18 protein-coding genes and 1 other RNA gene are annotated in these 24674 nt (G+C 64.2%); 15 read left to right on the top strand and 4 right to left on the bottom strand.

Annotation, left to right across the window (positions count from 1 at the left end):
• Positions 1 to 148: 148 nt before the first annotated feature.
• Positions 149 to 1114, top strand: coding sequence for a Vgb family protein (locus tag SOQ14_RS04895; RefSeq protein WP_416232732.1), 966 nt, complete (start codon positions 149 to 151; stop codon positions 1112 to 1114).
• Between the two features lie 92 nt (positions 1115 to 1206).
• On the opposite strand, the gene SOQ14_RS04890 is transcribed toward SOQ14_RS04895, so the two are convergent.
• Complete coding sequence (locus SOQ14_RS04890) at positions 1207 to 4569, bottom strand: TonB-dependent receptor domain-containing protein (RefSeq protein WP_322896940.1); 3363 nt, start codon at positions 4567 to 4569, stop codon at positions 1207 to 1209.
• 318 nt (positions 4570 to 4887) lie between these two features.
• Here SOQ14_RS04890 and rnpB point away from each other — a divergent pair.
• Positions 4888 to 5317, top strand: an RNA gene (gene rnpB / locus SOQ14_RS04885) — RNase P RNA component class A.
• A 90-nt stretch (positions 5318 to 5407) separates the two neighbouring features.
• Positions 5408 to 5773 (top strand): carboxymuconolactone decarboxylase family protein, encoded by a 366-nt coding sequence (locus SOQ14_RS04880; RefSeq protein WP_322896939.1) that lies wholly within the window; start codon positions 5408 to 5410, stop codon positions 5771 to 5773.
• Positions 5774 to 5842: 69 nt separating this feature from the next.
• Here SOQ14_RS04880 and SOQ14_RS04875 read toward each other — a convergent pair whose 3' ends face one another.
• The gene (locus tag SOQ14_RS04875; protein ID WP_322896938.1) at positions 5843 to 7153 is read right to left on the bottom strand and encodes a UDP-glucose dehydrogenase family protein; all 1311 of its coding nucleotides are present in this window, start codon (positions 7151 to 7153) and stop codon (positions 5843 to 5845) included.
• Positions 7154 to 7473: 320 nt separating this feature from the next.
• On the opposite strand from SOQ14_RS04875, the gene SOQ14_RS04870 reads away from it, so the two are divergent.
• The 7 genes from SOQ14_RS04870 to SOQ14_RS04840 all read left to right on the top strand — a co-directional run bounded on the left by SOQ14_RS04870 (position 7474) and on the right by SOQ14_RS04840 (position 15148).
• Positions 7474 to 8346, top strand: coding sequence for a TorF family putative porin (locus SOQ14_RS04870; RefSeq protein WP_322896937.1), 873 nt, complete (start codon positions 7474 to 7476; stop codon positions 8344 to 8346).
• A gap of 98 nt (positions 8347 to 8444) precedes the next feature.
• Positions 8445 to 8882 (top strand): VOC family protein, encoded by a 438-nt coding sequence (locus SOQ14_RS04865; RefSeq protein ID WP_322896936.1) that lies wholly within the window; start codon positions 8445 to 8447, stop codon positions 8880 to 8882.
• A gap of 111 nt (positions 8883 to 8993) precedes the next feature.
• The gene (locus SOQ14_RS04860) at positions 8994 to 10454 is read left to right on the top strand and encodes a glycosyl transferase family protein (RefSeq protein WP_322896935.1); all 1461 of its coding nucleotides are present in this window, start codon (positions 8994 to 8996) and stop codon (positions 10452 to 10454) included.
• A gap of 410 nt (positions 10455 to 10864) precedes the next feature.
• Positions 10865 to 11548 carry a hypothetical protein gene (locus tag SOQ14_RS04855; protein WP_322896934.1) on the top strand — a complete coding sequence of 228 codons (684 nt, stop codon included), beginning with the start codon at positions 10865 to 10867 and terminating at the stop codon, positions 11546 to 11548.
• Between the two features lie 110 nt (positions 11549 to 11658).
• A complete protein-coding gene (locus tag SOQ14_RS04850; protein WP_322896933.1) occupies positions 11659 to 12579 on the top strand; it encodes a sulfite exporter TauE/SafE family protein in 921 nt (306 codons plus the stop codon).
• Positions 12576 to 13340: a TIGR02186 family protein gene (locus SOQ14_RS04845; protein ID WP_416232731.1), complete on the top strand. Its 765-nt coding sequence runs from the start codon at positions 12576 to 12578 to the stop codon at positions 13338 to 13340. The genes SOQ14_RS04850 and SOQ14_RS04845 overlap by 4 nt, the downstream gene beginning before the upstream one ends.
• Positions 13341 to 13447: 107 nt before the next feature.
• Positions 13448 to 15148, top strand: a complete 1701-nt coding sequence (locus SOQ14_RS04840; protein ID WP_416232730.1) for an ATP-binding protein — start codon at positions 13448 to 13450, stop codon at positions 15146 to 15148.
• A gap of 240 nt (positions 15149 to 15388) precedes the next feature.
• On the opposite strand, the gene SOQ14_RS04835 is transcribed toward SOQ14_RS04840, so the two are convergent.
• Positions 15389 to 16123, bottom strand: coding sequence for a 7-carboxy-7-deazaguanine synthase QueE (locus tag SOQ14_RS04835; protein WP_322896932.1), 735 nt, complete (start codon positions 16121 to 16123; stop codon positions 15389 to 15391).
• A 536-nt stretch (positions 16124 to 16659) separates the two neighbouring features.
• On the opposite strand from SOQ14_RS04835, the gene SOQ14_RS04830 reads away from it, so the two are divergent.
• On the top strand, positions 16660 to 17991 hold the full coding sequence (locus SOQ14_RS04830; protein WP_322896931.1) for an amidohydrolase family protein: 1332 nt from the start codon (positions 16660 to 16662) through the stop codon (positions 17989 to 17991).
• 162 nt (positions 17992 to 18153) lie between these two features.
• On the opposite strand, the gene SOQ14_RS04825 is transcribed toward SOQ14_RS04830, so the two are convergent.
• The gene (locus SOQ14_RS04825) at positions 18154 to 20967 is read right to left on the bottom strand and encodes a valine--tRNA ligase (RefSeq protein WP_322896930.1); all 2814 of its coding nucleotides are present in this window, start codon (positions 20965 to 20967) and stop codon (positions 18154 to 18156) included.
• A 115-nt stretch (positions 20968 to 21082) separates the two neighbouring features.
• Here SOQ14_RS04825 and SOQ14_RS04820 point away from each other — a divergent pair, with 115 nt between their 5' ends.
• From SOQ14_RS04820 to SOQ14_RS04805, 4 genes are all read left to right on the top strand, one after another.
• Positions 21083 to 22195, top strand: a complete 1113-nt coding sequence (locus SOQ14_RS04820; protein WP_322896929.1) for an MlaE family ABC transporter permease — start codon at positions 21083 to 21085, stop codon at positions 22193 to 22195.
• Positions 22196 to 22199: 4 nt separating this feature from the next.
• Positions 22200 to 23012, top strand: coding sequence for an ABC transporter ATP-binding protein (locus SOQ14_RS04815; RefSeq protein WP_322896928.1), 813 nt, complete (start codon positions 22200 to 22202; stop codon positions 23010 to 23012).
• A gap of 63 nt (positions 23013 to 23075) precedes the next feature.
• Complete coding sequence (locus SOQ14_RS04810; protein ID WP_322896927.1) at positions 23076 to 24023, top strand: MlaD family protein; 948 nt, start codon at positions 23076 to 23078, stop codon at positions 24021 to 24023.
• Entirely contained in the window at positions 24020 to 24673 is a 654-nt protein-coding gene (locus SOQ14_RS04805) for an ABC-type transport auxiliary lipoprotein family protein (RefSeq protein ID WP_322896926.1), read from the top strand. The genes SOQ14_RS04810 and SOQ14_RS04805 overlap by 4 nt, the downstream gene beginning before the upstream one ends.
• Position 24674 lies beyond the last annotated feature (1 nt).

Genomic DNA, 24674 nt, shown 5'->3' with positions numbered 1-24674 from the left:
GCAGGTGCAGCATCCGCGCAAATTCGCGGTTTGTCCATGAGGAATTATTACGATTGATCACTTTCGTAATATAGGTATCGTCTGTGCCATGATGGGTGGCCTGTGCGCAGGGTGCAGGGCGGCCCATCCTCCATGCGAAAGGACGGGTATGGCACGCAGGATCGCACTTCTTACCGCAACAACCGCGCACGTATTGGCCGTGGGAGCAGGCTGTGCGGCCGAGCCGCCCGCCACGCCCGCAGTGCAGGAATCCGCCATGATGACCGAGCAGGAAATTCCCGCACCCGGCTTTGCCGATTTCCTCGTCGTGGATGGCGACGCCGTCTGGGTCACCAATCGCGGGCTGGTCGAGAAATGGGCGGTCAGCGGCAAGCTTGCCGAAGTGGCGATGCCGCGCCCGTGCGGCACGATGGCGATTGCCGCGAGCGCGCTGTGGGTGGCGGAATGCACCGGCAAGCAGGTCTATCGCATCGCGCTTGCGAGCGGCGCGGTTGAGACCACCATTCCCACCGGCCTTGCCGATCCGCGTGGTGAGACCAATGTGGTTGCCGGCGCCGGGTCTGTCTGGGTGGCGAGCGATCCGGCGGGCAAGGTGGCGCGGATCGATCCCGCCAGCAACACCGTGGTGGCTGAAATCGCCGTTGCCCCAGGCACCGCTTTTCTCGCCTTCGGCTTTGATGCGGTGTGGGCGGTGAGCAGCGCCGGGCAAGTGCTCCAGAAGATCGATCCCGCCAGCAACGCTGTCGTCGGCACGGTGCCGCTGGGCCAGCAGCCGGGGTTCCTTGCCGCGGGCGAGGGCGCGGTTTGGGTGCAGGAACAGGGTGATGGCACCGTGGCCAAGGTCGATCCGGCGGGGCTTGCTGTCCTCGACCGGGTCAAGGTTGGTGCCAATCTTAAATATGGCGATATTGATACCGGCGGCGGTGCTGTGTGGCTGCGCACCACGGATGATCAGACGATGGTGGTGATCGATCCGGCAACCCTCGCGATCAGGGCACGGCTGGGCAAGCCTGCGGGGAGCGGGGCGGTGCGCTACACGCCCGAAGGCGTATGGACGTCGGCCCATGATAACGAGACGATTTCGTGGTGGACGGCTCCCGCCGGAGCCAAATAGCCCGCGCCTTGCTTGCCCATCCGCAAAAACAATCCGCCCCGCCTGACACCTCAGACGGGGCGGATTGCTTTGTACCCCCCTGCGACGCCCGATTACATCGTCCAGCGCACCCCGAGGTAGAACGAACGTCCCACCGGATTGGCCGGGTAGGCGCGCTCGGTGATGAAGGGCTTGGTGTCGGTAAAGTTGTTGACCCCGCCGAAAATCTCGAGCCCCTGATTGAAGGTGTAGGACGCCGCCAGATTGTGGATGAAGGTCTCCTTGGCGATCCCGGCCGGGCCGAATTGCGCTTCGAAGGTTTCGATCTCGACCCCGCGCAGCGCCATCGAACCGAAATAGTTGAGCGTGTAATTGAGATTGAAGTTCTCGAACCCGTAGCTGACCGTGCCCCGGCCCGCCCATTCGGGACGGTTGATTTCGCCCAGCTCGGGATCGATCCGGGTTAGGTCCGTCGGATCGAAGAAGAAGTTGAGCCGGTCCACCCACGAAGCAGTCGCGTTAAGGCCGAGCCGGTGCTTCCCGATCATGGTGCGGTACGACAGCGAGGCATCGACACCTGCGGTCTCGATCCGCACGAAATTGATCGTCGTCAGATTGAGCGAGGTGAAACCGAGGAACTGCGCCGAAGCCGGATCGCGGTTGCGGGTAAAGGACGTGCAGAATTCATTGGGGAAAGTCGTGCTGTCATAGCAATTGTTCACGACATCCTGTGCTGCCACGGTGCTGATCGCATCATCGATGCGGATCTTGTAGTAATCCATCGTCAGCGCAAGGCCGGGGATGAAGCGCGGCTGCACCACCCCGCCGAAGGTGTAGGTGTCGGCTGTTTCCTCGCGCAGGTTGGGATTGCCCGAAATGGTCCCGGCAAAGCGGGCGCTGAGCGGATCGGAAAAGCCCGCCGGAATGCCATCGGCCCGGCAATTGGCGATGCGGTTCTGCACATTGGGATTGCCCGCCGCAGTCAAGCGATCAATCTCGGTCTGGTCGCAGGGGTCAAACGGGCGGAAGAACGCCGCCTGTGCCGGGGCGAACAGTTCCGAGATGTTCGGCGCGCGCACCGCGCGGGCATAGGTGCCGCGCAGCTTGAGATCCTCAATAGGTGACCAGATCCCGTTTGCCGCATAGGTGAAGACAGTGCCCGCCGTGCTGTAATGCGACATCCGGCCCGCCAGCTCGACTCGCAATTCCTGGAACAGCGGCACATCGCGCAGCAGGCTGGTGCCGATCTCGGCGAAGATATCATAGACATCATAGCTACCGCCGGAATTCTGGAAGAACCCGTCGGGCGGCGTGCCGAGCGAGGTCTGCGAGAAGCCCTGCCCGTTGAAGCCCGGCGCATCACCGACAAACTGGCCCGCCGTGCCGTCCACGGTCGTCACCGGCAGAATGCCGCGTACCAGCGGATCGAAGGTCGAGCGCGCGGTTTCCTTGCGATACTCGGCCCCGATGGCGAACTGGATGTTATCATAAGGCAGGTTGAAGAAGTCCGAGGTATCCCCCGCGATCAAACCGTGGATCTCGAACAGATCGGTGCGGAACCTGTTGGTCGTAGTGGTGGTGATGAAATCCACCGCATCCTGGCTGATCGCGCCCGGCCCGAACAGGTTGGCGGGCTTGCACTGGCCTTGCCCCGGCACGAAGGTGAGATAGCCGAATTCGCCGGTCGGGATGCCGAACACCGTGGCAGGTGAGCGGGTGGTCGGATCGATTTCGCTGCGGCACACCGGGTTGCCGCTCGCATCGGTGGTGACATCGATCGCGGCCAGAAAGCGATCATAAAGCACATTGTTGCGATTGATCGATTTCAGATTGTAGCGGCCCCAGTTGGCCGACAATTCAAAGCGGATATCCTCGGTGATCTGCCCTTCGAGCCCGCCGACAAAGCGGAAAGTCTCCGACACGTTGCTATCAATATTCGGGCCAAGGTCAGTCGGATCGCGGGTGATGAACAATCCGCCCGCCGCATCCGAAATCGGGCGCAGCACATCGGGGATGAAGGGGTTATCCGGCGCGATGGTCAGCAGATCGTAGAACGAGTTTTCGCGGCTGCCGAAGGTGGTCTGCTGGAAGTAGTACTTGCCTTCGAACACGGCTTTGATGCCGCCGCCGAGATCATAATCGCTGATCAGATTGAACCCGAAACGCTCGGTCTTGGGGATCAGATAGGCCTGATTGTCGAAGATTACCGCTTCGCCGCCGAAGGAATTGAAGTTGCTGGCGATCAGGCCATCATCGGTGATCGGCTTGACCCCGCGTTCATTGACGATCCAGCACCCGCCGAGCGCACCAAAGCCATTGTAATCGAACACCCCGTTGAACCCGGTGAAGCTTTCGGTGCAATCGCTGCGGCCGTTCCCGTCAATGTCCGAACCCGGATCGGCAAAGTCCGCCGGGATAATGATGCCGCCCGCCGAAGTGATGTTGAACTGGTATTGCGGCGCAATCAGGCGCGTTGGCGCGTTGCGCGCCCGGTCAATCAGCGCCTGTTCGGCCGCCGTCGGCGCGGTGCCGGTCGGGAAGATCGCGTTGTAGCGCGCACTGCCCGGCTGCGGGATCACGAAGCCGAAGGGATAGAACCCGCGATCAAGGCTGAAGAAATTGCTGAAATTGGGGGTGTTGGCGCCAAGGTCGCCCTTCTGGAAGCGAAGCGCCGGGTTGGGCCCGTTCGATGCAATATTGCCATCGCGGAACTGGGCACGATCACCAAAGCGCAGGCCGTAATCGTGATTATACTCGCCGACGAGGGTTATATTGCCCCGCCCATCCTTGAAGTTCTTGCCCCATTTCACATAGCCATCGAGCGTCTGGCCATCGCCGCGATCCGAGGTGCTGCCTTGCACGCTCATCTCGAGACCATCGAAAGTGCGATCAAGGATGAAGTTCACCACGCCTGTCACCGCATCGGCGCCGTAGATGGCCGAGGCACCACCCGTCAGCACTTCGACATTCTTGATCAGCGCGCGCGGGATCGAGTTGATATCGACCACCGAGGTTTCGGCGACACCGGCAACGTGGCGGCGGCCATTGACCAGCACCAGCGTGCGTTCAGCGCCCATGCCGCGCAGGTTGAGCGTCGCTGCACCGATGGCGCCGCCCGAGCCGATCTCGCCCGGTGCCACTGATTGCGCCGAAGTGACCGAGGCTGAGAGCGCCGGCAAGGTCCGCAGCACATCGGTGACATCCGGCGCGCCGCGCAAGGCGGCGGCATCGATGGATTCGACCGGTGAGGGGGAATCGAGATTGGAGTCGCGCCGCAGACGCGAGCCGGTTACGGTAATGGCCTGGGGCGCGTCCCCTTCGGTGGGCGCGGCCTCCTCCGCGACGAGCGAAATCGGTGCCTCGAGCGCCGCGTCCTGTGCCAGGGCCGTGCCCGGAACAAGCACCATCCCCGCGCTGGAGAGCAGGGTGGCCGAAAGAAGGTTACGCTTGAACGACTGGTTATCAAACTGGATCATCACCGCCCCCGTGAAAAGCAGGTTTACGATCCTCCCCGAGACTGACGCGTGCCCTGCGAATTTGCCCCATCGCCGAGCACTGTTCGGAAGCCTGTCGCTTCTCTGTAACAAGAATGTGCGAATTGGTAATACTGGGATATGGGGTGTTTGACTTATCATCACCCCGCCTCGCTGCGATCCGGCAAGCTTCTGATTGGGCATGGGAAAGCGCACCCTCGGCGGGCTGGCTGGCGGTTTCCTTGCCATTGGCGCGCTGCGACTCGGCGCCTTTCGTGGTGCGTTGCGGATTGCCGCGCAGTCCCTATATGCAAGGCGACATCAGGGGGCCGGGCAGCCGCGGGCCGCAAGGCGCGAGGAAAGTCCGGGCTCCACGAAACAAGGGTGGCGGGTAACGCCCGCCGGGTGCAGGGCTTTCGGGCCGGGCATCAAGGGAAAGTGCCACAGAAAGCAAACCGCCGATGGCGCCCGCTTGCGGGCGCACAGGCAAGGGTGAAAGGGTGCGGCAAAAGCGCACCGGGGCGCTGGCAACAGCGCTCGCACGGCAAACCCCACCCGGAGCAAGGCCGAATAGGGGCCTCGCGTCCCGGACTTGTTCCGGGACAGGAGTGTTTCGCTCCGAGAGGCCCGGGTTGGCTGCTTGAGCAGTGCAGCAATGCCCTGCCTAGATGAATGGCTGCCGCCGCGCGGCTGATGCCTTCGGGCAGATCGCGCGCGGAGACAGAACCCGGCTTACAGGCCCCCTGATGTTGCATCCTCACTGCGCAATTTGATGCCAATCCCTGCCGCCTGGGCGTGCTATGGCTGTCGCGGCTGTCGCCACCGCAACACGAGGATCATCATGTCACACACCACATTCAAGGATTGGCCCGCAATGGCCGCTCATCTGGTTCCCGCTGAGCGCGAATTGCACAAGGCTGCGCCGGGGGTGATGAAAGCCTTCCGCGAGATGGGCAGCGCCGCGCACGAAGGCGACGCGCTTGATCCCAAGACCAAGGAATTGCTTGCGGTGGCGATATCAGTCGCGGTGCGGTGCGATCCTTGCATCACCTTTCATGTCGAAGGCGCCCGCAAGCATGGGGCCACGCGCGAGGAAATCGCCGAAACCATTGGCATGGCGGTTTACATGGGCGCGGGGCCGAGCGCGATGTATGCCGCACAGGCGCTCGAAGCCTATGATCAATATGCCGACAAGGCGGCCGAGTGATGGTGGCGGGGCGAGGCTGAAACCGGCCCGTGAAACGACGGGCTGCATGCGCCGCCGCGCGCCCGCCAATCAGGAACGCCCTACGCTGACATAGGTGAAGCCAGCGGCGCGCATGTCCTCGGGCTTGTAGACGTTCCTGAGGTCGACCATCACCGGCGCGTTGGCCAGTTCCTTGACGCGCTTGAGATCAAGCGCGCGGAAGGCATCCCATTCGGTGACGATCACCACCGCATCCGCGCCGGTGATCGCCGCATAGGGATCATCGCACATGACGACATCGGGCATCAGCGGGCGGGCCTGCTCCATCCCCTCGGGGTCATAGGCCGTCACCGCCACACCGCCATCCTTGAGCGCGAGCGCAATCGCGATCGAGGGGGAATCGCGCATGTCATCAGTGTTGGGCTTGAACGTCAGGCCGAGCAGCGCGACCTTCTTGCCGCGTGCGGCATCCGGCCCGCCCAGCGCGTCGATCACCTTGCGGCCCATCGCCCGCTTGCGGCTGTCATTGACCTTGACCACGGCCTCGACGATCCGGGTCGGGCTGTCGTAATCCTCGGCGGTCTTGAGCAGCGCGAGCGTATCCTTGGGGAAGCACGATCCGCCATAGCCGGGGCCGGCGTGGAGGAACTTGGAACCGATCCGCCCGTCCATCCCGATGCCGCGGCTGACATCCTGCACATTCGCGCCGACCTTCTCGCACAGATCGGCCATCTCGTTGATGAAGGTGATCTTGGTCGCGAGGAAGGCGTTCGCTGCGTATTTGATCAACTCGCTGGTGCGCCGCGAGGTGAACAGGATCGGCGATTCATTGAGGAACAGCGGACGATAGACCTCGCGCATCACTTCGCGACCGAATTCATCCTCGGCGCCGATCACGATGCGGTCGGGGCGCTTGAAATCGCCGATCGCCGCGCCTTCGCGCAGGAATTCGGGGTTCGAGACCACGGCAAAGCGATGCGGCGTGCCGGTTGCGCGGATGATCCGTTCGACTTCATCGCCGGTCCCGACGGGCACGGTCGACTTGGTGACCACCACGGCATCATTCGCCAGATTTTCGCCCAGCTCACGGGCGACCTCGTACACGAAGGTGAGATCGGCATGGCCATCGCCCCGGCGGCTCGGCGTGCCGACCGCGATGAAGATCGCAGCCGCACCGGCAATGCCTTGTGCCAGATCGGTGGTGAAGCTGAGGCGTTCGGCCTTCACATTGCTTTCGACCAGCGCATCAAGGCCCGGCTCGTAAATCGGCATGATCCCGGCGTGCAGCCGATCGATCTTGCTCTGATCCTTGTCGATGCAGACCACGTCATGTCCGAAATCGGCAAAGCATGCGCCCGATACGAGCCCGACATAGCCCGAACCTACCATTGCGATCTTCATACGGCCTTATTCCCTTGGCAAAGATTGCTGCCTGATCATGTCTGTGCGGATCACTTGGCCTGATCCCCGCGGAAAATCCCACCCGTTCGAGACGGATGGGCCCCGGCCCGGATGACCCGGTGTTGGTTGCTTTCCATCTCCGGCGCCGAAAGCACATCTCGACAAAAAGTGCCAGTGCCCAATCCAAGCCGGTTAGGGTTGGCCATCAGCGCCGAAGCGCGCATATGGGCATCGCTGACCCGCTTGAAAAGTAGGCTCTGCGGCGCAAAGGCCACGCCGAGGGGGGTGACAATTGCCGTGGCCTCGGACAGGATAATGACATGTCGAGCGTGCTTCTCCTTGCTTCTGCCGTGATCGCGACCGCACCACAGCCAGCCCCTGTTCCGTCTGCGCCCCGGGCTGCCACGGTGGCCGCGCCCCATCAGGACGCGCCCTGCGCGGATAGCTGCCCGGCCGATCCCGCCATCGCTGCCAGCGCGCCTGCGATTGCCCCGGTTGATCCGGCGCAGGCAAGCCACCTTGCTTCCTTCGGCGGGTTTGAACTGTCGGCCAATGCGGCGCTGGCAACGCAATACCGCTACCGCGGCACAAACCTTTCGGGCGAAAGGATCGCGGTGCAAGCCGGGCTCGATCTCGATCACAGCAGCGGCTTTTATGCGGGGCTATGGGGCTCGCAGATCAACAACAGTACCACCGGCTATGGCAATGTCGAACTCGATATCTATGCCGGTTACACCTTCCCGCTGATCGAAGGCGTGACGGCAGATGTCGGGATCATCGCCTACACGTTCCCCGATGCGCCGGTTGGTAATCTCAACTTTGTCGAGCTCTATTCCTCGCTCACCGCGACGCTCGGGCCAGCCAGTGCCAAGCTTGGCGTGGCGTGGGATCCCGGCACCAATGGCTTTGCCTTTGGCGGTTTCGTGCGCGACAATCTCTATGTGCAGGGCGATGTCAGTGTGGGCATTCCGCGCACTGCTCTGACGCTCAAGGGGCATCTCGGCTACACTGATGGCACCCGCCGGTTCGCGACCAATAATGGCGCCTTCGATTGGTCAATCGGCGCCAGCTACACAGTCTTCGGGCCGATCACCGCGAGCCTCGAATATGTCGATAATGAAGCCGATGTGTTGTTCGCGCCGACCAATCCGAACAGTGCCAATGTGGTGGGCAAGATCAGTGTGAATTTCTGAGCCGCGCGGACGCTGCCGCGCCGGTTTTCCGGGTGAGCAGCGGAATGCTTCGCGCCTTACCCTTTGTTATAGAACATGTTTGAGGTGAAGGTTTTGTGATGGTGAAATATCTGCACTCCATGATCCGCGTGACGGATCCCGATGCGACAGTGGCGTTTTTCAAGCTGATCGGCCTGGAGGAGGTCCGCCGCTTCGATGTCGAAGCAGGCCGCTTCACGCTGATCTTCCTTGCCGCGCCGGGGCAGGAAGGCCTCGCCGAGGTCGAACTGACCTATAACTGGCCGCCGGAAGATGGCAGCCCCGCCGAAGATTACACCGGCGGGCGCAATTTCGGCCATCTCGCCTATCGGGTCGAGAATATCTACGAAACCTGCCAGCGCCTCGCCGATGCGGGGCACATCATCCACCGCCCACCGCGCGATGGGCACATGGCCTTTGTCAAATCGCCCGATGGCATATCGGTGGAACTGCTGCAGGAAGGCTATCTGCCGCCGCAGGAGCCGTGGGCGAGCATGGCCAATACGGGCACCTGGTGATCTCAGAAGAATACTTCCCTCTCAGGCCATAATATCCAAATAAATTAAGAGGTTGAAAGCCTAGCGGGGTCGCGATAGGCTGCGCTCTCTTCGGTGGGGGAGGGCGAGTCCATGGCGCCGATTGATCCGTGGCACTGGCTTGCACTGTGCCAGCATGAACTGCTGCTGTTCGCAGGGGTGTTCTTCCTGATTGGCGCGCTCGATGATCTGTGCGTCGATGCCTTATTTCTCGGATTGAAGGCGCGCGGGCGCATCACAACACCGCGACGGGAACGTGCTGCGCTGATGCAGCAGCCGCTTGCCGGGGCGGCGGCGGTGTTCATCCCCGCATGGAGCGAAGCCGAAGTGATCGGCGATACGCTGGCGCGCCTCTTGGCCGCATGGCCGCAGCGCGATCTGCGCGTCTATGTCGGCTGCTATCCCAATGATCCGGCGACCATCGCGGCGGTGATGGGGGCCGCGCGGCATGACGAGCGTGTGCGGCTGGTGATCAATGCCAGCGCCGGCCCGACCACCAAGGCGGACTGCCTCAACCGGCTTTATGCGGCGCTGTGTGCCGATGAACAGCGCCTTGGCGGTGCCTTCGCGATGGTCGTGTTCCATGATGCCGAGGACATGGTCGATCCCGCAGCGCTGGCTCTCCTCGACGAAACCATCGCGGCGGGCGCTGATTTCGTGCAATTGCCGGTTGAGCCTGTCGTCCAGCGCACAAGGTCGTGGTTCGGCAACCAATTGGGCAGCCATAACTGCGAGGAATTTGCCGAGGCGCACGGGCAGGCGCTGGTGGTGCGGGCAGCGCTTGGGGCGGCGGTGCCGGGGGCGGGTGTCGGCTGTGCGGCCGCGCGCGCCATGCTGCATCGGCTGGCCGCCCATCAGCCCGATGGCCGCCCGTTTGCGGCGGCATCGCTGACCGAGGATTACGAGCTTGGCCTGCTGATCGGCGAGATGGGCGGGACATGCCGCTTCGTGCGCGCTTGGGGCGATGATGGCACCTTGATTGCCACCCGCGCTGCTTTCCCCGCGCGTCTCGATCATGTTGTCAGGCAGAAGGCCCGCTGGGTGCACGGCATCGCGCTGCAAGGCTGGGATCGCACAGGCTGGGGCGGCAATCTGGCAGAGCGCTGGATGCGCGCCCGCGATCGGCGCGGGCCCTTCGCCAGCCTCGTCTTGCTGACGGGTTATGTCCTGATCGTGGTGTCGGCCTTGGCGGGGATCGCCATGCTGGTCACCGCGCAGGAGCAAGCCCCGCTCCCGCCACTGCTCAAGGCGCTGCTTATCGCCAATCTGGCCGCCTTCCTGTGGCGGATGGGGATGCGGTTCGGGTTCACCGCGCGGATTTATGGCTGGCGTGAAGGCGCGCGCGCGGTGCTGCGTCTGCCGCTTGCCAATGTGGTGGCGATCATGGCGGGCCGCCGGGCCATCATGGCCTATATCGCCGCGCTGAGAGGCGGGGCGGTGATCTGGGACAAGACCCCGCATCCGCGCCATCCGGTTGCCCCGACGCCCGCGCCCCAGCAAGGTGGGCAGACAAAACTTTCGTCGGTGCCCGATTTTTCGTCGGTGCCCGATTGAAGCCGCCCGCGCGATCCGGCTTCAGGGGCGCACCGCTGGCACTATTTGCGTTGGTGCTGGTGGGTTGGGTAAGCGGCCGCGTCGTGCTGCGAGAGGACACCGCGCCGCCGCCGCGATCACCACACATCGCGCGTGGGCTGCAAGGGGCAGCCCTGCCAGCGATGCCGGTGCTTGCCGTGCCGGAGACCCTGAAACAGCCCCTCGCTCAGGCCCGGTGGGGTGTTCGCAAGAGAGAGGCCCCACGCGGGTTCCCTCTGCCACGCGCCCCTGCACAGCTTGCTGCACCACACACCGCCGGGATTGCGGGCAATAGGCTTGCGCCGGGGCAAGCACCGGGCAGCGTGCAGCCGCCATCCGCGCCGCCGTCCGAAGCCAGCCCCGGACAGCCGGATCAGGCACACAGGCCCACCATGCCCGCCGCATCCCGGCGCTGGTCCATCGATGCCTGGGGCTTTTATCGCGCTGGTTCGGATGCGGCGCCCGTCTCGCAGGGACGCGTGCCGATTTACGGAGCAAGCCAGATCGGCGGAATTGCGCAATTACGCCTGCGAACGTCATCGGGCCATGATCCCCGCCTCTATCTGCGGGCATACCGCGCCATGATCGCGGGCGGCGAGAGTGAGGCTGCGTTGGGCGGCTCGGTTCGTCCGCTGCGCACGGTACCGCTGCGCGCCTTTGCCGAGCTGCGCTACAGCGATGCGCCGATGGGTGAGGCATGGCGTCCCTCGGTCTTTCTCGTCACCGAATGGCCGCCGCAGGCCTTGCCCGCCGATCTCACCCTCGAAGCCTATGGGCAAGCGGGCTGGGTTGGCGGGCGCGCCGCCACGCCCTTTGCCGATGGGCAGATCAGCCTCGTCCGGGAGATTGCGCGCGTCCCCGCTTCTGGCCATGCGCCGCTCCGCCTGAGCGCCGGGGCAGGCGTCTGGGGCGGCGCGCAGGAAGGGGCAGCAAGGCTCGATGTCGGGCCCACCCTGCGGGTCGAATGGAACATGGGACGGATCCCTGCCCGGCTGGCGATGGATTGGCGCCTGCGGGCGGGTGGCGATGCCGCGCCGCAGGATGGCCTTGCCGCCACGCTTTCCACCAGCTTCTGATTCAGCCGTGCTTCATCGCGCGTGCGGTGTGGTGGGCAAAACCAAAGGCACGGTGGATCGCGGGCGGCTGATGCCTTTAATCCGCAGCCCTGCTCGGCTAGTCGCATGCTATGGATGTCTATCTGCCCATCGCGAATCTCTCGGTGAACGGCCTGTTCATCGTGCTGCTTGGCGGGCTGACGGGTATTCTTTCAGGTCTGTTCGGGGTAGGCGGCGGATTTCTGACCACCCCGCTGCTGATCTTTTACGGCATCCCGCCGACGGTTGCCGCCGCCTCGGCCGCCACGCAGGTGACGGGGGCGAGCGTTTCGGGCGTGCTCGCCCATGCGCGGCGGGGCGGGGTGGATTACCGCATGGGCGCGCTGATGGTCGCCGGCGGCATCATCGGGGCGCTGATCGGCGCGCTGCTGTTCCGGGTGTTGCAATCCCTTGGCCAGATCGATGTCGTCATCAACATCCTCTATGTGGTGATGCTGGGTTCGATCGGCTCGCTGATGCTGCGCGAAGGATTGGCGTCTTTGCGTCCCGATGTCTTCGCCAAGAATGCAGGCACCACGGTGCGCAAGCGGCGGCACCATCCGTTGGTGGCGAGCCTGCCCTATCGCTGGCGGTTCTATGCCTCGGGCCTCTATATCTCGCCGCTCGCCCCGGTGATCCTCGGCGCGCTGGTCGGGGTGTTGACCATGCTGATGGGCGTGGGCGGGGGGTTCCTGCTGGTTCCTGCGATGCTCTACATCCTCGGGATGAGCGGCAATGTCGTGGTTGGCACCTCGCTGTTCCAGATCTTGTTCGTCACCATGGCGACCACCATGACCCACGCGTTGACCACGCGAGCAGTGGATATTGTGCTCGCCGGCCTGTTGCTGACCGGGTCGGTTCTCGGCGCGCAATTCGGCAGCCAGATCGCGCAGAAGGCACGGCCTGATCTGCTGCGGGTGGTGCTGGCGGTGCTGGTGCTGCTGATCGCGCTCAGGATGCTATACGGCCTCGGCGTGCGCCCGGACGAAATCTACACGGTGAACGCCTTGTGAAAGCCGCGCCGCGCCTCGCCCTTGCCATGCTGGCGGCCGTCACGCTGATGGGGCAGCGCGAGCCGATCCTTGTGCCCGAGGTCAGCCAGTCGCGCATCGAGGTGCGCCAAGGCTTCACCGGAGCTGATCTGCTGCTGTATGGCGCGGTGATTGATCCGGCGGGCACCCGCGGTGCGATGCAAAATTATGATATCGTCGTCGTGCTCAAAGGCCCGGTCGAACCGATCCGGGTGCGCGAGAAAGAGCGCATCGCTGGCGTCTGGATGAATGCGGGTGCGACCGATTTCCGTTCCGCCCCGTCATTTTTCGCGGTCGCCTCCTCGCGCCCGGTCACCGAAATCGTGGACGAGCGCACCGCGGCGATCTTCGAACTCAGCACGGATTTCATCCAGCTCAGCCCCTCGGGCCAGATCGAGCCGGAGGAACAGGCCCGCTTTGCCCGCGGCTTTGTCGAACTGCGGCGGCGGCAGGGGCTCTATCAGGAAAACCCTGATGGCGTGCGGATCAGCGAGAATGTGCTCTATCAGGCGCGCATTGCCCTGCCTTCGAATGTGGTGACCGGCAGTTACACGGCCGAAACCTTTGCCATTGCGCGCGGCCGGGTGCTGGCGAGCGCGACCGCGCGGATCGAAGTCGAGAAAGTCGGGCTCGAAGGCCAGGTGGTGATGGCCTCGCAGCGCTGGGCGTTCTGGTATGGGCTCGGCGCGATCGCCCTGTCGTTGGGCATGGGCTGGTTTGCCGGACGGGTGTTTGCCCGCTAGGCAGCGCGCACCATGCCAGTGCCACTGCGCCATCTGCTGTTGACCGCATTTTAACCCTGCCTGCCCTATCGCAAAGCCCGGTTTGGGCCGCTTAGGGAAGAGACATCATGGCCGATCACGGCAATCCTGACTTGCAAGGTTTCAACGGTGCGATGGCGGCCGGCTTTGCCGCTGACGAGGCGTCCGCGCCGCAGGGATCCGCGCAGGAAAACACCCGGGTGCCGATTGGCGTGGTGCTGGAGATTTCCGGTTCGAGCTCGCAAGTCGCCTTTGATCTCCAGCGCATCAACGAATGCATGGACGATGCCGATCCCTCGATCGCGCTCGCCGGGCAGGTCGGCAGCCAGGTCAAGATTCGCGTCGGCGACAGCTGGCTGCTGGCGAGCGTGCGCGATCAGCGCAAGGATCGCCGCAACGAGGCCGGGATCATCGCCCATATCGACTTCCTCGGCGAAGGGTCGGAGGAAAAGCTCACTGGCCGGATCCGGGGTTTCCGCCGCGGGGTCACCCGCTACCCGATCCCCGGATCGCTCGTCTATGCGGCGGGTACCCGCGATCTCGAACAGGTCTATTCGAGCGACGGGCGCGCCAGCGTCACGGTGGGCAAGGTGTTCCCGACCAAGGACATCCGCGCCGGGCTTTACATCGATGCCATGCTGGGCAAGCACTTCGCGCTGCTCGGTTCGACCGGGACCGGGAAATCGACCAGCGCTGCGCTGATCCTCCACCGGATCTGCGAGGCTGCTCCTAATGGCCATATCGTGATGATCGACCCGCACGGCGAATATTCGGCGGCGTTCCGTCAGACCGGCCAGATCCTCGACGTGTCGAACCTGCAAATGCCCTATTGGCTGATGAACTTCGAAGAGCATTGCGAAGTGCTGCTCAATTCGAGCGGCGATGAACGCCAGGTCGATGTCGACATTCTCGCCAAGTGCCTGCTGGCGGCGCGCAGCCGCAACCGTCTGGCCCAATCCATGGGCAAGATCACCGTGGATTCGCCGATCCCCTATCTGCTGTCCGATCTCGGCAACATCTTGCAGGACGAGATGGGCAAGCTCGACAAGGCCACCTCGAGCGCGCCCTACATGCGGATCAAGGGCAAGCTCGAAGAGCTGAAGACCGATCCGCGTTACCAGTTCATGTTCTCGGGCATGCTGGTGGGCGATACGATGGCCTCGTTCATCAGTAAGGTGTTCCGCATGCCGGGGCAGGGCAAGCCGATCTCGATCATCGACGTGTCGGGCGTGCCCTCGGACATCACTTCGACGGTGGTGGCGGTGCTCAGCCGGTTGGTGTTCGACTTCGCGATCTGGGGCCGCGATGACAAGACGCGGCCGGTCCTGCTGGTGTGCGAGGAAGCCCACCGCTATGTTCCCAGCGAAAAGAATGCCGATGGCTCCTCCGTGGCCAAGATCCTCGGGCGTATCGCGAAGGAAGGCCGCAAATACGGCATTTCGCTCGGCCTGATCACCCAGCGCCCGTCGGATCTGGCGGAAGGCGTGCTGTCGCAATGCGGTACCATCATCGCGATGCGTCTCAACAATGATCGCGACCAGGCCTTCGTGAAGGCCGCCATGCCCGAAGGCGCGCGCGGCTTTCTCGACACCATCCCCGCGCTGCGCAACCGCGAATGCATCATCTGCGGCGAGGGGGTTTCGATCCCGATGCGCGTGACCTTCGACAATCTTGAAGAGCACAAGCGCCCGGCTTCGGCAGACCCGAGCTTTGTCGAACTCTGGAGCAAGGGCGGCGGCGAGGAAGATTTGGTTGACCGCGTGGTGATGCGCTGGAGAAGCCAGGGTTGATGCCTTGCTTTGCGTGCCCGCCTCCGCGGGCACATCCTCGGCGCTGTTTCAAGCCCTTCGGGCTTGAGCGCCTGCGGGCGGGCGGTCGCCCTTGCGGTCGCTGCGCGACCGAAATATGCCCCTCACGCGTCATTGCGAGGAGCCGCAGGCGACGCGGCAATCCAGAGTTCTTGCCGGTCCGCTCTGGATTGGTTGGCCTTTGGCCAGCTTCGCTTCCGCTACGCTCGCAATGACGGCAGTTCAGGTTCCTCTGGTATCCCCGTAGAGATGAATATGCAGCCGGTCGCTCATGCGGAAGCCGTGCTTGAGGCATAGCGCCGAAAGCCACGCCTGCCGCGCGCGCTGGGTGGCGCTGTCGGTCCCTTCGGCCATCAGGAACACGCGTTCGGGCCGGAAGCGGTAGCGCTGCTGGAGCGCCAGCACCTCATCCACGTCCGCGGGCGCTGCGATCACGAATTTGAGGAACGCGCGCGGCTCGCTTGCCCAGGCATCGAGCCGTTCGGGGATCAACGCCAGATCGGCCGGATTGCCGCTATGGGCGAGCTTGGGGCTGACATTATACTGATCAACCCGGATATCGAGCCGCGCGGGCGGCGCAACTGTGCCGTTGGTTTCGATCTCGACACTGATATCCGGCAGGTGCGCCAGCATCTCCGCCAGCGCGCCCGCCTGCAACAGCGGCTCACCCCCGGTGATGACGAGGCGCCTCTGGCCAAGCGCCGCGATCCGCGCGGCGGTTTCGGCAGGCGAGAGCGTCACCTGATTGGCCTTGCGCGCAAAGGCGATCCCGTCACGGTGCGGCCGCTTATCGCCCTCGAACCGCCAGGTATAGGCGGTGTCGCACCAGGTGCAGGCAAGGTTGCAGCGGCTGAGGCGCACGAAGGCCACCGGCAAGCCCATGCTCGGCCCCTCACCCTGCAACGAGGCGAAGATTTCCGGCCCGCCGGTATCGTCGGTGGCGAGCGTGAGGTTCATGGCCACAGCGCCGCAGCAGCGGACAAAGCGGACACCCTGTCCGCTTCGGGCGATTTGTCGCAATCATTGGGATTAGCGGAAAAATCGGACGAACGCACAAGCGGACGGACACGGGGGACGGGCGCAAAAGCAAGGGCGAGGGCGGCGATCATCCCCCGCCTATGCCACGAATTGCGCCGGTAGGAAATTTCATGCGCGCCGGGAAAGGAAGAGGAACCACTTGCGCGCTATCTCCGGCAAAGCCGGACATTCGGGAAGCGGCGCCCGATCAGCCATAATAGCAAGCGCCATGGCCGCCGTCCTGTTACCGGCTATAGCGAGGCCGCCCTCGCCACGGCTCTTGCACTCAAGCCGCTGTTGCTGCGATACACCGTCGGCGGCAGCCGATTATTCGCCATCGTCCGCAGCGGAGTTACATGGCTCGACGAATTGGCTTCTGGTCACTGGGCATCCTTGGGGCGCTGATCCTTGCCTTACTGCTGGGCGCTTGGATGTTGTTGCCTCCCAATGTTCCGGTGCCGCCTCGCTCAGACCGGATGATTGCGCAGGTTACCATCTGGAACCCGGGCAAGCCCTTGCGGCCCGATCAGACCATCATCGTCAAAGATGGGCGCATCGCCGAAATCCGGCCCAGTCGCCCGGATGACGATCCGCCGATCTGCCCGGACTGCATCGTCATGCCCGGCCTGATCGACGCTCACATCCACACGCCGCCCCAACTCGCAATCGGCAACCAGCGCCTGTTTTCCCTGCTCTACCTGAAATACGGGGTGACGAGCGTTCGCGATCTTGGCCAGACCGATGACAGCATCGCCGATCTGCAATCCGACATCGCGGCAGGGCGGATTGCTGGCCCGAGGATGTATCGCTGCGGCCCGGTGCTCGATGGCGCGCAGTCAAGTTGGCCCAGTGCTATGCGGATCGTTGACGGGTCGCAGGCGATCAGTGCCGTAAAGCGCCTCAAGGCGACCGGTGCCAGCTGCGTAAAGAGCTATACGGGCCTGCCCCGCGATGCCTTCATGGCAGCCGCGGCCGAAGCGAAGCGGCAAGGCCTGCCGCTCGTTGGCCATACGCCGCACGCGGTGAACCTGCGGGATGTGTCCGATTTCGAGGTCCAGCATTTTACGGGCCTGCCCTATCTCCGCAAACCGCCGCCTGCGGATTTCGATTATCGCAGTCAGGATGTGTCGGCGATGACCGAAGCCGACATCGCCGAACTGCTCGCGCTGATGAAGGCCAATCGCCTTGCAATCCTGCCGACGCAGGCGAACCAGAAAGCCCGGCTGACAGCATCGAACCGGCAGCGTTTCCCGCCAACCGAAGGCCTCCGCCATCTCCCGGCATTCTGGGAGCAGGCCTGGCCGATGATCGTTGCGCACCCCGAAGGTGCCGAAGCCGTCGCAGCCGACCTTGACGGCATTGCGGCAGAGATCGCCTTTGTCGGCAAGGCCCGTCTGGCAGGGATCGATGTGCTGGCAGGGACGGATGTTGTCATGCCCTATGTCATTCCGGGCGAATCCCTTCATCTCCAGCTGGCGATGCTGTCGGAGGCCTTCGGCAATGACGAGGCTGCACTAGCTGCTGCGACGGCGATCAATGGCCGCCATGTTGATCGCGGCAAGATTGGCCGCATCGCGGTGGGCAACTTTGCCGATCTGCTGATCCTGCCCCGGGACTCGCGTTCCGATCTGGCGATGGTGCGGGATTGGCGGTTCCTGATGGTTGGCGGACGGATGTATCAGCGCGCCCAGATCGATGCGGCCGTCGAGCGTTACGACCGGCATTTCCGCGGCGTCTATTACGAGACCGTGATGAACGCGCTCGTCGGCATTCTGGCTGACCGCTTTGGCCGCGATGAAAGCCATTAGCCTGTGGAGGCGCGCGCCCGGTCTGGTCGAGTGGCAGAATGCAGGCGGCCATACTGTTCGAACATGGGCAATAGCCGCCGTTGCGGGTTGCTTCACATCAGTCGTCGTTGCGACGATCAGCGGCTCCCTGCCAGAGGGCGCAGCGCCGGTTGGTCGGGGAAGCTACCCCAACCGCGCCAGCGCCGCGGTTAGCCGCTCGACCTCGCCCGCATGGTGGGCGAGATCGGCGCGGGCCTTTTCGACCGCTTCGGGCTTGGCCTTTTCGGCGAAGGCGGGGTTGGACAGGCGGCCTTCAAGGCTCTTGGCTTCCTTCTGCGAGGCCGCCAGCGCCTTTTCGAGCCGGGCCTTCTCTGCCGCGATGTCGATGATCCCTTCGAGCGGGATCACGAACACATCCTCGCCTGCGATGACCTGCATGGCGGGGCCTGCGGGGGCCTCGCCTATGGTGACGGGCGTGAGGCGCGCGAGGCGCTCGATGGCCGCGCTGCTGCGCTCGATGGTGCGGGTTGCCACATTGGACGGCGCGGCAAGGAATGCCGCCAGCTTGGCCCCCGGCGCGATGCCGAGTTCGTTCTTGGCGCTGCGGGTGTTGGTGGTGAGGTCGATCACCCAGTCGATCACATCGGTCGCCTCTTTCGAGACTTCGGCTTCCGGCGCGGGCCACTGCGCGAGGATCAGCTCGTAGGGACGCGCGCCCAGCTTGTGCCACAGTTCTTCGGTGATGAAGGGCATGAAGGGGTGAAGCATGACGAGGATCTGGTCGAGCGCCCAGCCGGCGACCGCGCGGGTCTCGACGGCGGGCGGGCTGTCGGCGTCCCCGGCGAAGACCGGTTTGATCAGTTCGAGATACCAGTCGCAGAATTTGCTCCACGTGAACTGGTAGATCGCGTTCGCCGCCGCATCGAAGCGCAGATCGGCCATCGCCTTCTCGATCTCAGCAACGCAAGACCCTACCTCGCCGATGATCCACTGGTTGGCGGCGAGGCGTGCGGGCGGAGCCTTGATCGTGTCCGAGGCACCGATCCCGTTCGACTGGCAGAAGCGCGCCGCGTTCCACAGCTTGGTGGCGAAGTTGCGGTATCCCTCGACCCGCTTTTCATCCATCTTGATATCGCGGCCCTGGCTTTCCATCGCCGCCATGAAGAACCTGAGGGCATCCGCGCCGTACTGGTCGATGAGGCCCAGCGGATCGACGACATTGCCCTTGGACTTCGACATCTTCGCGCCGTCCGCCGCGCGCACGAGGCCGTGGAGGTAGAGCCTGTCCCAGGGCTTCTGGCCCATGTTGTAGAAGCCCATCATCATCATGCGGGCATCCCAGAAAAACAGGATGTCGAAGCCGGAGATGAGGAGGCTGTTGGGGAAGTGCTTTTGCAGTAATCCCGTTCGGGCTGAGCTTGTCGAAGCCCCGTCCTTCACTTCCGAAGAGAAGTGCGGCCCTTCGACAGGCTCAGGGCGAACGGAGGTGGTTTCATCCGGCCACCCCAGCGTGGCGAAGGGCCAAAGCGCGGAGGAGAACCACGTGTCGAGGACGTCCTCGTCCTGCGTCAGCGCCACGCCTTCACCGGCGAGCGCCTGCGCAGCCTCGGCGGTTTCGGCGACGAAGCAGCGGCCATCCTCGGCGAACCACGCCGGAATCCGGTGCCCCCACCATAGCTGGCGCGAGACGCACCACGGCTGGATGTTCTCCATCCAGTTGAAGAAGGTCTTCTCCCAGGTCTTCGGCACGATCTGGATATCACCCGAGCGCACCGCCGCGATCGGCTTTTTCGCGAGTTCCGCCGCGTTGACGTACCATTGGTCGGTCAGCCACGGCTCGATCACCACCCCGCCGCGGTCGCCGAAGGGCGTGGCGATCTGGCGCGGTTCGGCGTCGTGCTCGACCTCTTCGCCGTCCTTGTTCTTCGTGACGTGCGGGATGAGCAGGCCGAGCGCCTTCATTCGCGCCACGACCAGCTCGCGCGCGCCGTCGACGCCGTCGCGCTTGAAGCGGTGGAGGCCGAGGAATTCCTCCGGCACCAGCCCGTCCGCCGTCTGGCAGACGTTCGCCTCGGCATCGAGCATGTTGAGCATCTCGGCCGGGGCAAAGCCCGCGCGCTTGCCGACCTCGAAGTCGTTGAAATCGTGGCCCGGCGTGATCTTGACGCAGCCCGAGCCCAGTTCGGGATCGGCGTGCTCGTCAGCGATCACCGGGATGCGGCGGCCCGTCAGCGGCAGGATCACGTGCTTGCCGACGACGCTGGCATAGCGCTCGTCCGCGGGGTTCACCGCCACGGCCATGTCGGCCAGCATCGTCTCGGGCCGGGTGGTGGCGACTTCGAGATAATCGCGCCCGTCGGGCAGGGTGACGCCGTCCGCCAGCGGATATTTGAGGTGCCAGAAGCTCCCCGCAATCGTCTGCGTCTCGACCTCAAGGTCGGAAATTGCGGTTTTCAGCTTCGGGTCCCAGTTCACGAGCCGCTTGTCGCGGTAGATGAGGCCGTCGTTATAGAGGTCGACGAAGGTCTTGATCACCGCCTTGGTGAAATGCGGGTCCATCGTGAACTGCTCGCGGCTCCAGTCCATCGAGCAGCCGAGGCGGCGGAGCTGGTTGGTGATGGTGCCGCCGCTTGTCGCCTTCCACTCCCACACCTTTGCCACGAAATCCTCGCGGCTGTAATTGGTGCGCTTGTCCTGCCGCGCCTCCATCTGGCGTTCGACCACCATCTGCGTCGCGATCCCCGCATGGTCGGTGCCCACCACCCACAAGGCGTCCTTCCCCCGCAGGCGTTCGTAGCGGATCACCACATCCTGCAAGGTGTTGTCGAGCGCGTGGCCGATGTGGAGCGAGCCGGTCACATTTGGCGGCGGGTTAACGATGGTAAAGGCCTCGGCATCGGGCCGTTCGGGCCGGAACAGGCCGTTCGCCTCCCAATGGGCATACCAGCGCGCCTCGATTTCGGCGGGATCGAAAGTGGTGGAGAGTGTCTCGGTCATGGCGACAAGCCCCATGCCAGCGCGGGCATTGTGATGCAATGATCCTCGCACACGGGCCGATGCGCTGCGCATCCCCTTGTCGCTCGGCCAAAATCCCCCCATAGATTGCAGCGCAATGCAGACCGATGCGCATTTCTCGCTCGCCGATGAAGGCGCTGGTGGCACGCGCCTTGCCCTTTCCGGCCCGCTGGTGCTGGCCTCCATCGCGCCGATCGAGCGGGCGCTGCACAGCATTCACGGCCCCGTTACCACCATCGATCTGGCAGAGGTGAGCGAGTTCGACACCGTGGGGGCGTGGGTGGTGTGCCAGCTCGCCCGCCGCCATGGTGCAGCGATTGTCGGCGCCACCCCGTCGGCCCAGCGGCTGCTTGATGCGATCGAGGAGATCGGCAGCGACAGCCAGCGCGAACGCCACCGCTTGCCCCTGTGGGAAGTGGTACCGGGCGCAGTCGGCCAGCGGATTTTCGCGGCGCGCGCCGGGGTTTTCGGCGTGATCGGCTTTTTCGGGCAAATCCTGATCGGAGCGGCGCGGCTGGTGCGCCATCCCGGGCGCTTCCCGATCCGCGCGCTGGTGCATCAGATGGAGCTGGTCGGCGTTTCGGCGCTGCCGATCATCGGGCTGATGAGCTTTCTGATCGGCATCGTGATTGCGCAGCAGGGCGCAGTCCAGCTCGAACAATTCGGGGCCGAAGCGCTGACGGTGAACCTTGTCGGGCGGATCACCCTGCGCGAGCTTGGCGTGCTGATGACCGCGATCATGGTGGCAGGCCGTTCGGGCAGCGCCTTTGCCGCGCAGCTCGGGACGATGAAGCTGACCGAAGAGATCGACGCGATGCGCACCATCGGCATTTCCCCGATCGAGGTGCTGGTGATCCCGCGCATCATGGCGGCCACGTTCATGATGATCCTGCTTGGCTTCTATGCTTCGATCGTGGCGATCATCGGCGGGGCGGTAGTGGGTGAATTCGCGCTCGGCATCCCGTTCCTCACCTTCCTCACCCGCATTCAGGAAGTGGTGCCGACCTATGATCTGTGGGTCGGGCTGATCAAAGCCCCGGTGTTCGGCCTGATTGTCGCGCTGGCGGGCTGCTATCACGGGCTGCAAGTGCGCGGCAATTCGGAAGAAGTCGGCCGCCGCACCACGATGGCGGTGGTCTCGGCGATCTTCGCGGTGATCGTGCTGGATGCCTTTTTCGCGGTGTTCTTCACCGAAGTGGGCTGGGGGTAAGGCGATGAGCGAACACGCACGCTTTTGCCCCGATCCGCCGATTGTCGTCGAAGGGCTTGTCAACAAATTCGGTGATTTCGCGGTGCATGACGGGCTCGATCTCACTGTCGAGCGCGGCGAGATTCTCGGCGTGGTCGGCGGATCGGGCAGCGGCAAATCGGTGCTGATGCGCTCGATCATCGGGCTCCAGCGCCCCAGTGCGGGCCGGGTCGAAGTGCTCGGCGAGGCGATCACCGATGAAGATGCCGATAGCGATTTCGGCGTGCGCAGCCGGTGGGGCGTGCTGTTTCAGGGCGGGGCGCTGTTTTCGACCCTGACGGTGGGCGAAAATGTCGAGGTGCCGATCAAGCAGTTCTACCCCGACATCACCCCGGCGCTGCGGCGCGAAATCGCGCGCTACAAGGTGATGCTGTCGGGCCTGCCCGAAGAGGCGGCGGACAAATATCCGTCCGAGCTTTCGGGCGGGATGAAGAAGCGCGCCGGGCTTGCCCGCGCGCTCGCGCTTGATCCCGAATTGCTGTTCCTCGACGAGCCGACCGCCGGGCTCGATCCGATCGGCGCGGCCAAGTTCGATCGGCTCACCCGCGAATTGAAGGAAACGCTGGGCCTGACGGTGTTTCTAATCACCCATGATCTCGATACGCTGTACGAGATCTGCGACCGGGTGGCGGTGATCGCGGACAAGCGGATCATTGCTGTCGGCACCATTCCCGAGCTGATCGCCACGCGCCAGCCGTGGATCGAGGAATATTTCGGCGGTCCACGCGGACGTGCGGCCGAGGCGACCTATCGAGCCAATCAGGCGAGTGGCGGCTGAATGGCCGCGATAGGGACTCAAACATTGGACACACCTGCCTTCAGGCGTTCATAGGGACACACCATGGAAACACGCGCCAATCATCTCTGGGTCGGAGCGGTGACGCTGGCTTTGCTGGCGGCGCTGGCGGCGTTCATCGTGTGGCTGGCGCGGCTCGATCAGCGCGCCCAGAACGAATATGATATCTTTTATGCGCAGTCGGTGTCGGGCCTTGCCAATGGCTCGCAGGTCACGTTCGCGGGCGTGCCCGTGGGGCAGGTGACGCAGATCAGCCTGTCGCGCGATGATCCGCAATTTGTGCGGGTGCGTATCAGCGTGAAGGAAGATGTCCCGATCCTTGTCGGCACGCAGGCGACCATCCAGGCGACCTTTACCGGGGTATCGTCGATCCTGCTTGATGGCGCGCGCAAGAATTCGCCGCGCATTTCGTGCGAGACCACCGCTTGCCCCGAAGGGCGTCCGGTGATCCCGGCGGGGCGCGGCGGCTTTGGCGAAATCGTCGCCAACGCGCCCTTGCTGCTCGAACGGCTGACGACGCTGACCGAACAGCTCAATCAGGTGCTTGGCCCGGAAAACCAGCAGGAATTGGCGGGAATCCTGCGCAACACCAACAAGCTTAGCGGCGAATTGGCGGTGGCCGCGCCCGAACTCACCACCAATCTGCGCGAATTCCAGACCACGCTGAAGGAATTCAACGAAGCGCTTGATGCGGTCGAGAAGCTGACGCTGACGACCGATGATGTGCTCAACAATGAAGGCCGTCCGGTGGTCCGCGAACTGGCGGAAACGCTCAAATCGGCCAATCTCGCGCTGGCTTCGCTGTCGGCGACGCTCGAGGACACGCGGCCTGCCGCGCGCCAGCTGCGCGAAGGCACCCTGCCTGCGGCCGAGGCGACCTTGCAGGATCTGCGCGCGACCAGCCGGGCGCTGCGTTCCATCACCGAAAAGCTCGAAGCCGAAGGCGTCGGCTCGCTGGTGCAGGGCAAGTCCCTGCCGACTTACAAGCAATGAAGGATGATCCCGCCATGCGGCAAAGCCTTGCGATCACGGCCCACAAGCAGGGCCGCGCGCTGAAACATGCAGCCGCCGCGCTGGTGCTGGCGGCTCTTGCCGGTTGCGTCAGTCTGGGTGGCGGCAAGCCGCCTGAAAGCCTGCTGACGTTGAGCCCGCTTGCCGCGCCGGCGGCGGGTTCGGGCGCGGAGGCCGGGCGCGACACCACCGGGCGCGCGATCCTCGTTCAATTGCCCGATACCCCTGCCAAGCTGGATGTGCTGCGCCTGCCGGTGGCGGTCACCGACACCGAGATCGCTTATCTCGAAGAAACCTATTGGGTCGAAAAGCCCGCCCGCCTGTTCCGCCGCCTTGTCGGGGAAACGGTGCGCGCGCGGGGCGCCGCGCTCGTTATCGACAATGATGATACCCCGCTGCTCGCCGATGTGACCTTGCGCGGCACCCTGCTCGACATGGGCTATGATGCCCGCGATGCCTCTGTGGTGGTGCGGTTCGATGCGGTGCGCACCGAGGCGGGCGACAAGGCCACGTCGCGCCGCTTCGAAGCGCGCGAAAGCGGGGTTGCGCCCGAGGCGAGGGCGGTTGGCCCGGCGCTCAACCGCGCAGCCAATCAGGTCGCCGCCGATGTGGCGGAGTGGCTGGCGCAGTAGG

Origin of the sequence: Erythrobacter epiphyticus (assembly GCF_034653295.1) — a bacterium.
Taxonomy (GTDB): domain Bacteria; phylum Pseudomonadota; class Alphaproteobacteria; order Sphingomonadales; family Sphingomonadaceae; genus Erythrobacter.
This window is presented reverse-complemented; position numbering and strand designations above follow the sequence as displayed.

Excerpts from the sequence above, each read along its gene's own strand:
- SOQ14_RS04895 (WP_416232732.1), top strand. The coding sequence starts at position 149 with ATGGCACGCAGGATCGCACTTCTTACCGCAACAACCGCGCACGTATTG.
- SOQ14_RS04890 (WP_322896940.1), bottom strand. The coding sequence starts at position 4,569 with ATGATCCAGTTTGATAACCAGTCGTTCAAGCGTAACCTTCTTTCGGCC.
- SOQ14_RS04880 (WP_322896939.1), top strand. The coding sequence starts at position 5,408 with ATGTCACACACCACATTCAAGGATTGGCCCGCAATGGCCGCTCATCTG.
- SOQ14_RS04875 (WP_322896938.1), bottom strand. The coding sequence starts at position 7,153 with ATGAAGATCGCAATGGTAGGTTCGGGCTATGTCGGGCTCGTATCGGGC.
- SOQ14_RS04870 (WP_322896937.1), top strand. The coding sequence starts at position 7,474 with ATGTCGAGCGTGCTTCTCCTTGCTTCTGCCGTGATCGCGACCGCACCA.
- SOQ14_RS04865 (WP_322896936.1), top strand. The coding sequence starts at position 8,445 with ATGGTGAAATATCTGCACTCCATGATCCGCGTGACGGATCCCGATGCG.
- SOQ14_RS04860 (WP_322896935.1), top strand. The coding sequence starts at position 8,994 with ATGGCGCCGATTGATCCGTGGCACTGGCTTGCACTGTGCCAGCATGAA.
- SOQ14_RS04855 (WP_322896934.1), top strand. The coding sequence starts at position 10,865 with ATGCCCGCCGCATCCCGGCGCTGGTCCATCGATGCCTGGGGCTTTTAT.
- SOQ14_RS04850 (WP_322896933.1), top strand. The coding sequence starts at position 11,659 with ATGGATGTCTATCTGCCCATCGCGAATCTCTCGGTGAACGGCCTGTTC.
- SOQ14_RS04840 (WP_416232730.1), top strand. The coding sequence starts at position 13,448 with ATGGCCGATCACGGCAATCCTGACTTGCAAGGTTTCAACGGTGCGATG.
- SOQ14_RS04835 (WP_322896932.1), bottom strand. The coding sequence starts at position 16,123 with ATGAACCTCACGCTCGCCACCGACGATACCGGCGGGCCGGAAATCTTC.
- SOQ14_RS04830 (WP_322896931.1), top strand. The coding sequence starts at position 16,660 with ATGATTGCGCAGGTTACCATCTGGAACCCGGGCAAGCCCTTGCGGCCC.
- SOQ14_RS04825 (WP_322896930.1), bottom strand. The coding sequence starts at position 20,967 with ATGACCGAGACACTCTCCACCACTTTCGATCCCGCCGAAATCGAGGCG.
- SOQ14_RS04820 (WP_322896929.1), top strand. The coding sequence starts at position 21,083 with ATGCAGACCGATGCGCATTTCTCGCTCGCCGATGAAGGCGCTGGTGGC.
- SOQ14_RS04815 (WP_322896928.1), top strand. The coding sequence starts at position 22,200 with ATGAGCGAACACGCACGCTTTTGCCCCGATCCGCCGATTGTCGTCGAA.
- SOQ14_RS04810 (WP_322896927.1), top strand. The coding sequence starts at position 23,076 with ATGGAAACACGCGCCAATCATCTCTGGGTCGGAGCGGTGACGCTGGCT.
- SOQ14_RS04805 (WP_322896926.1), top strand. The coding sequence starts at position 24,020 with ATGAAGGATGATCCCGCCATGCGGCAAAGCCTTGCGATCACGGCCCAC.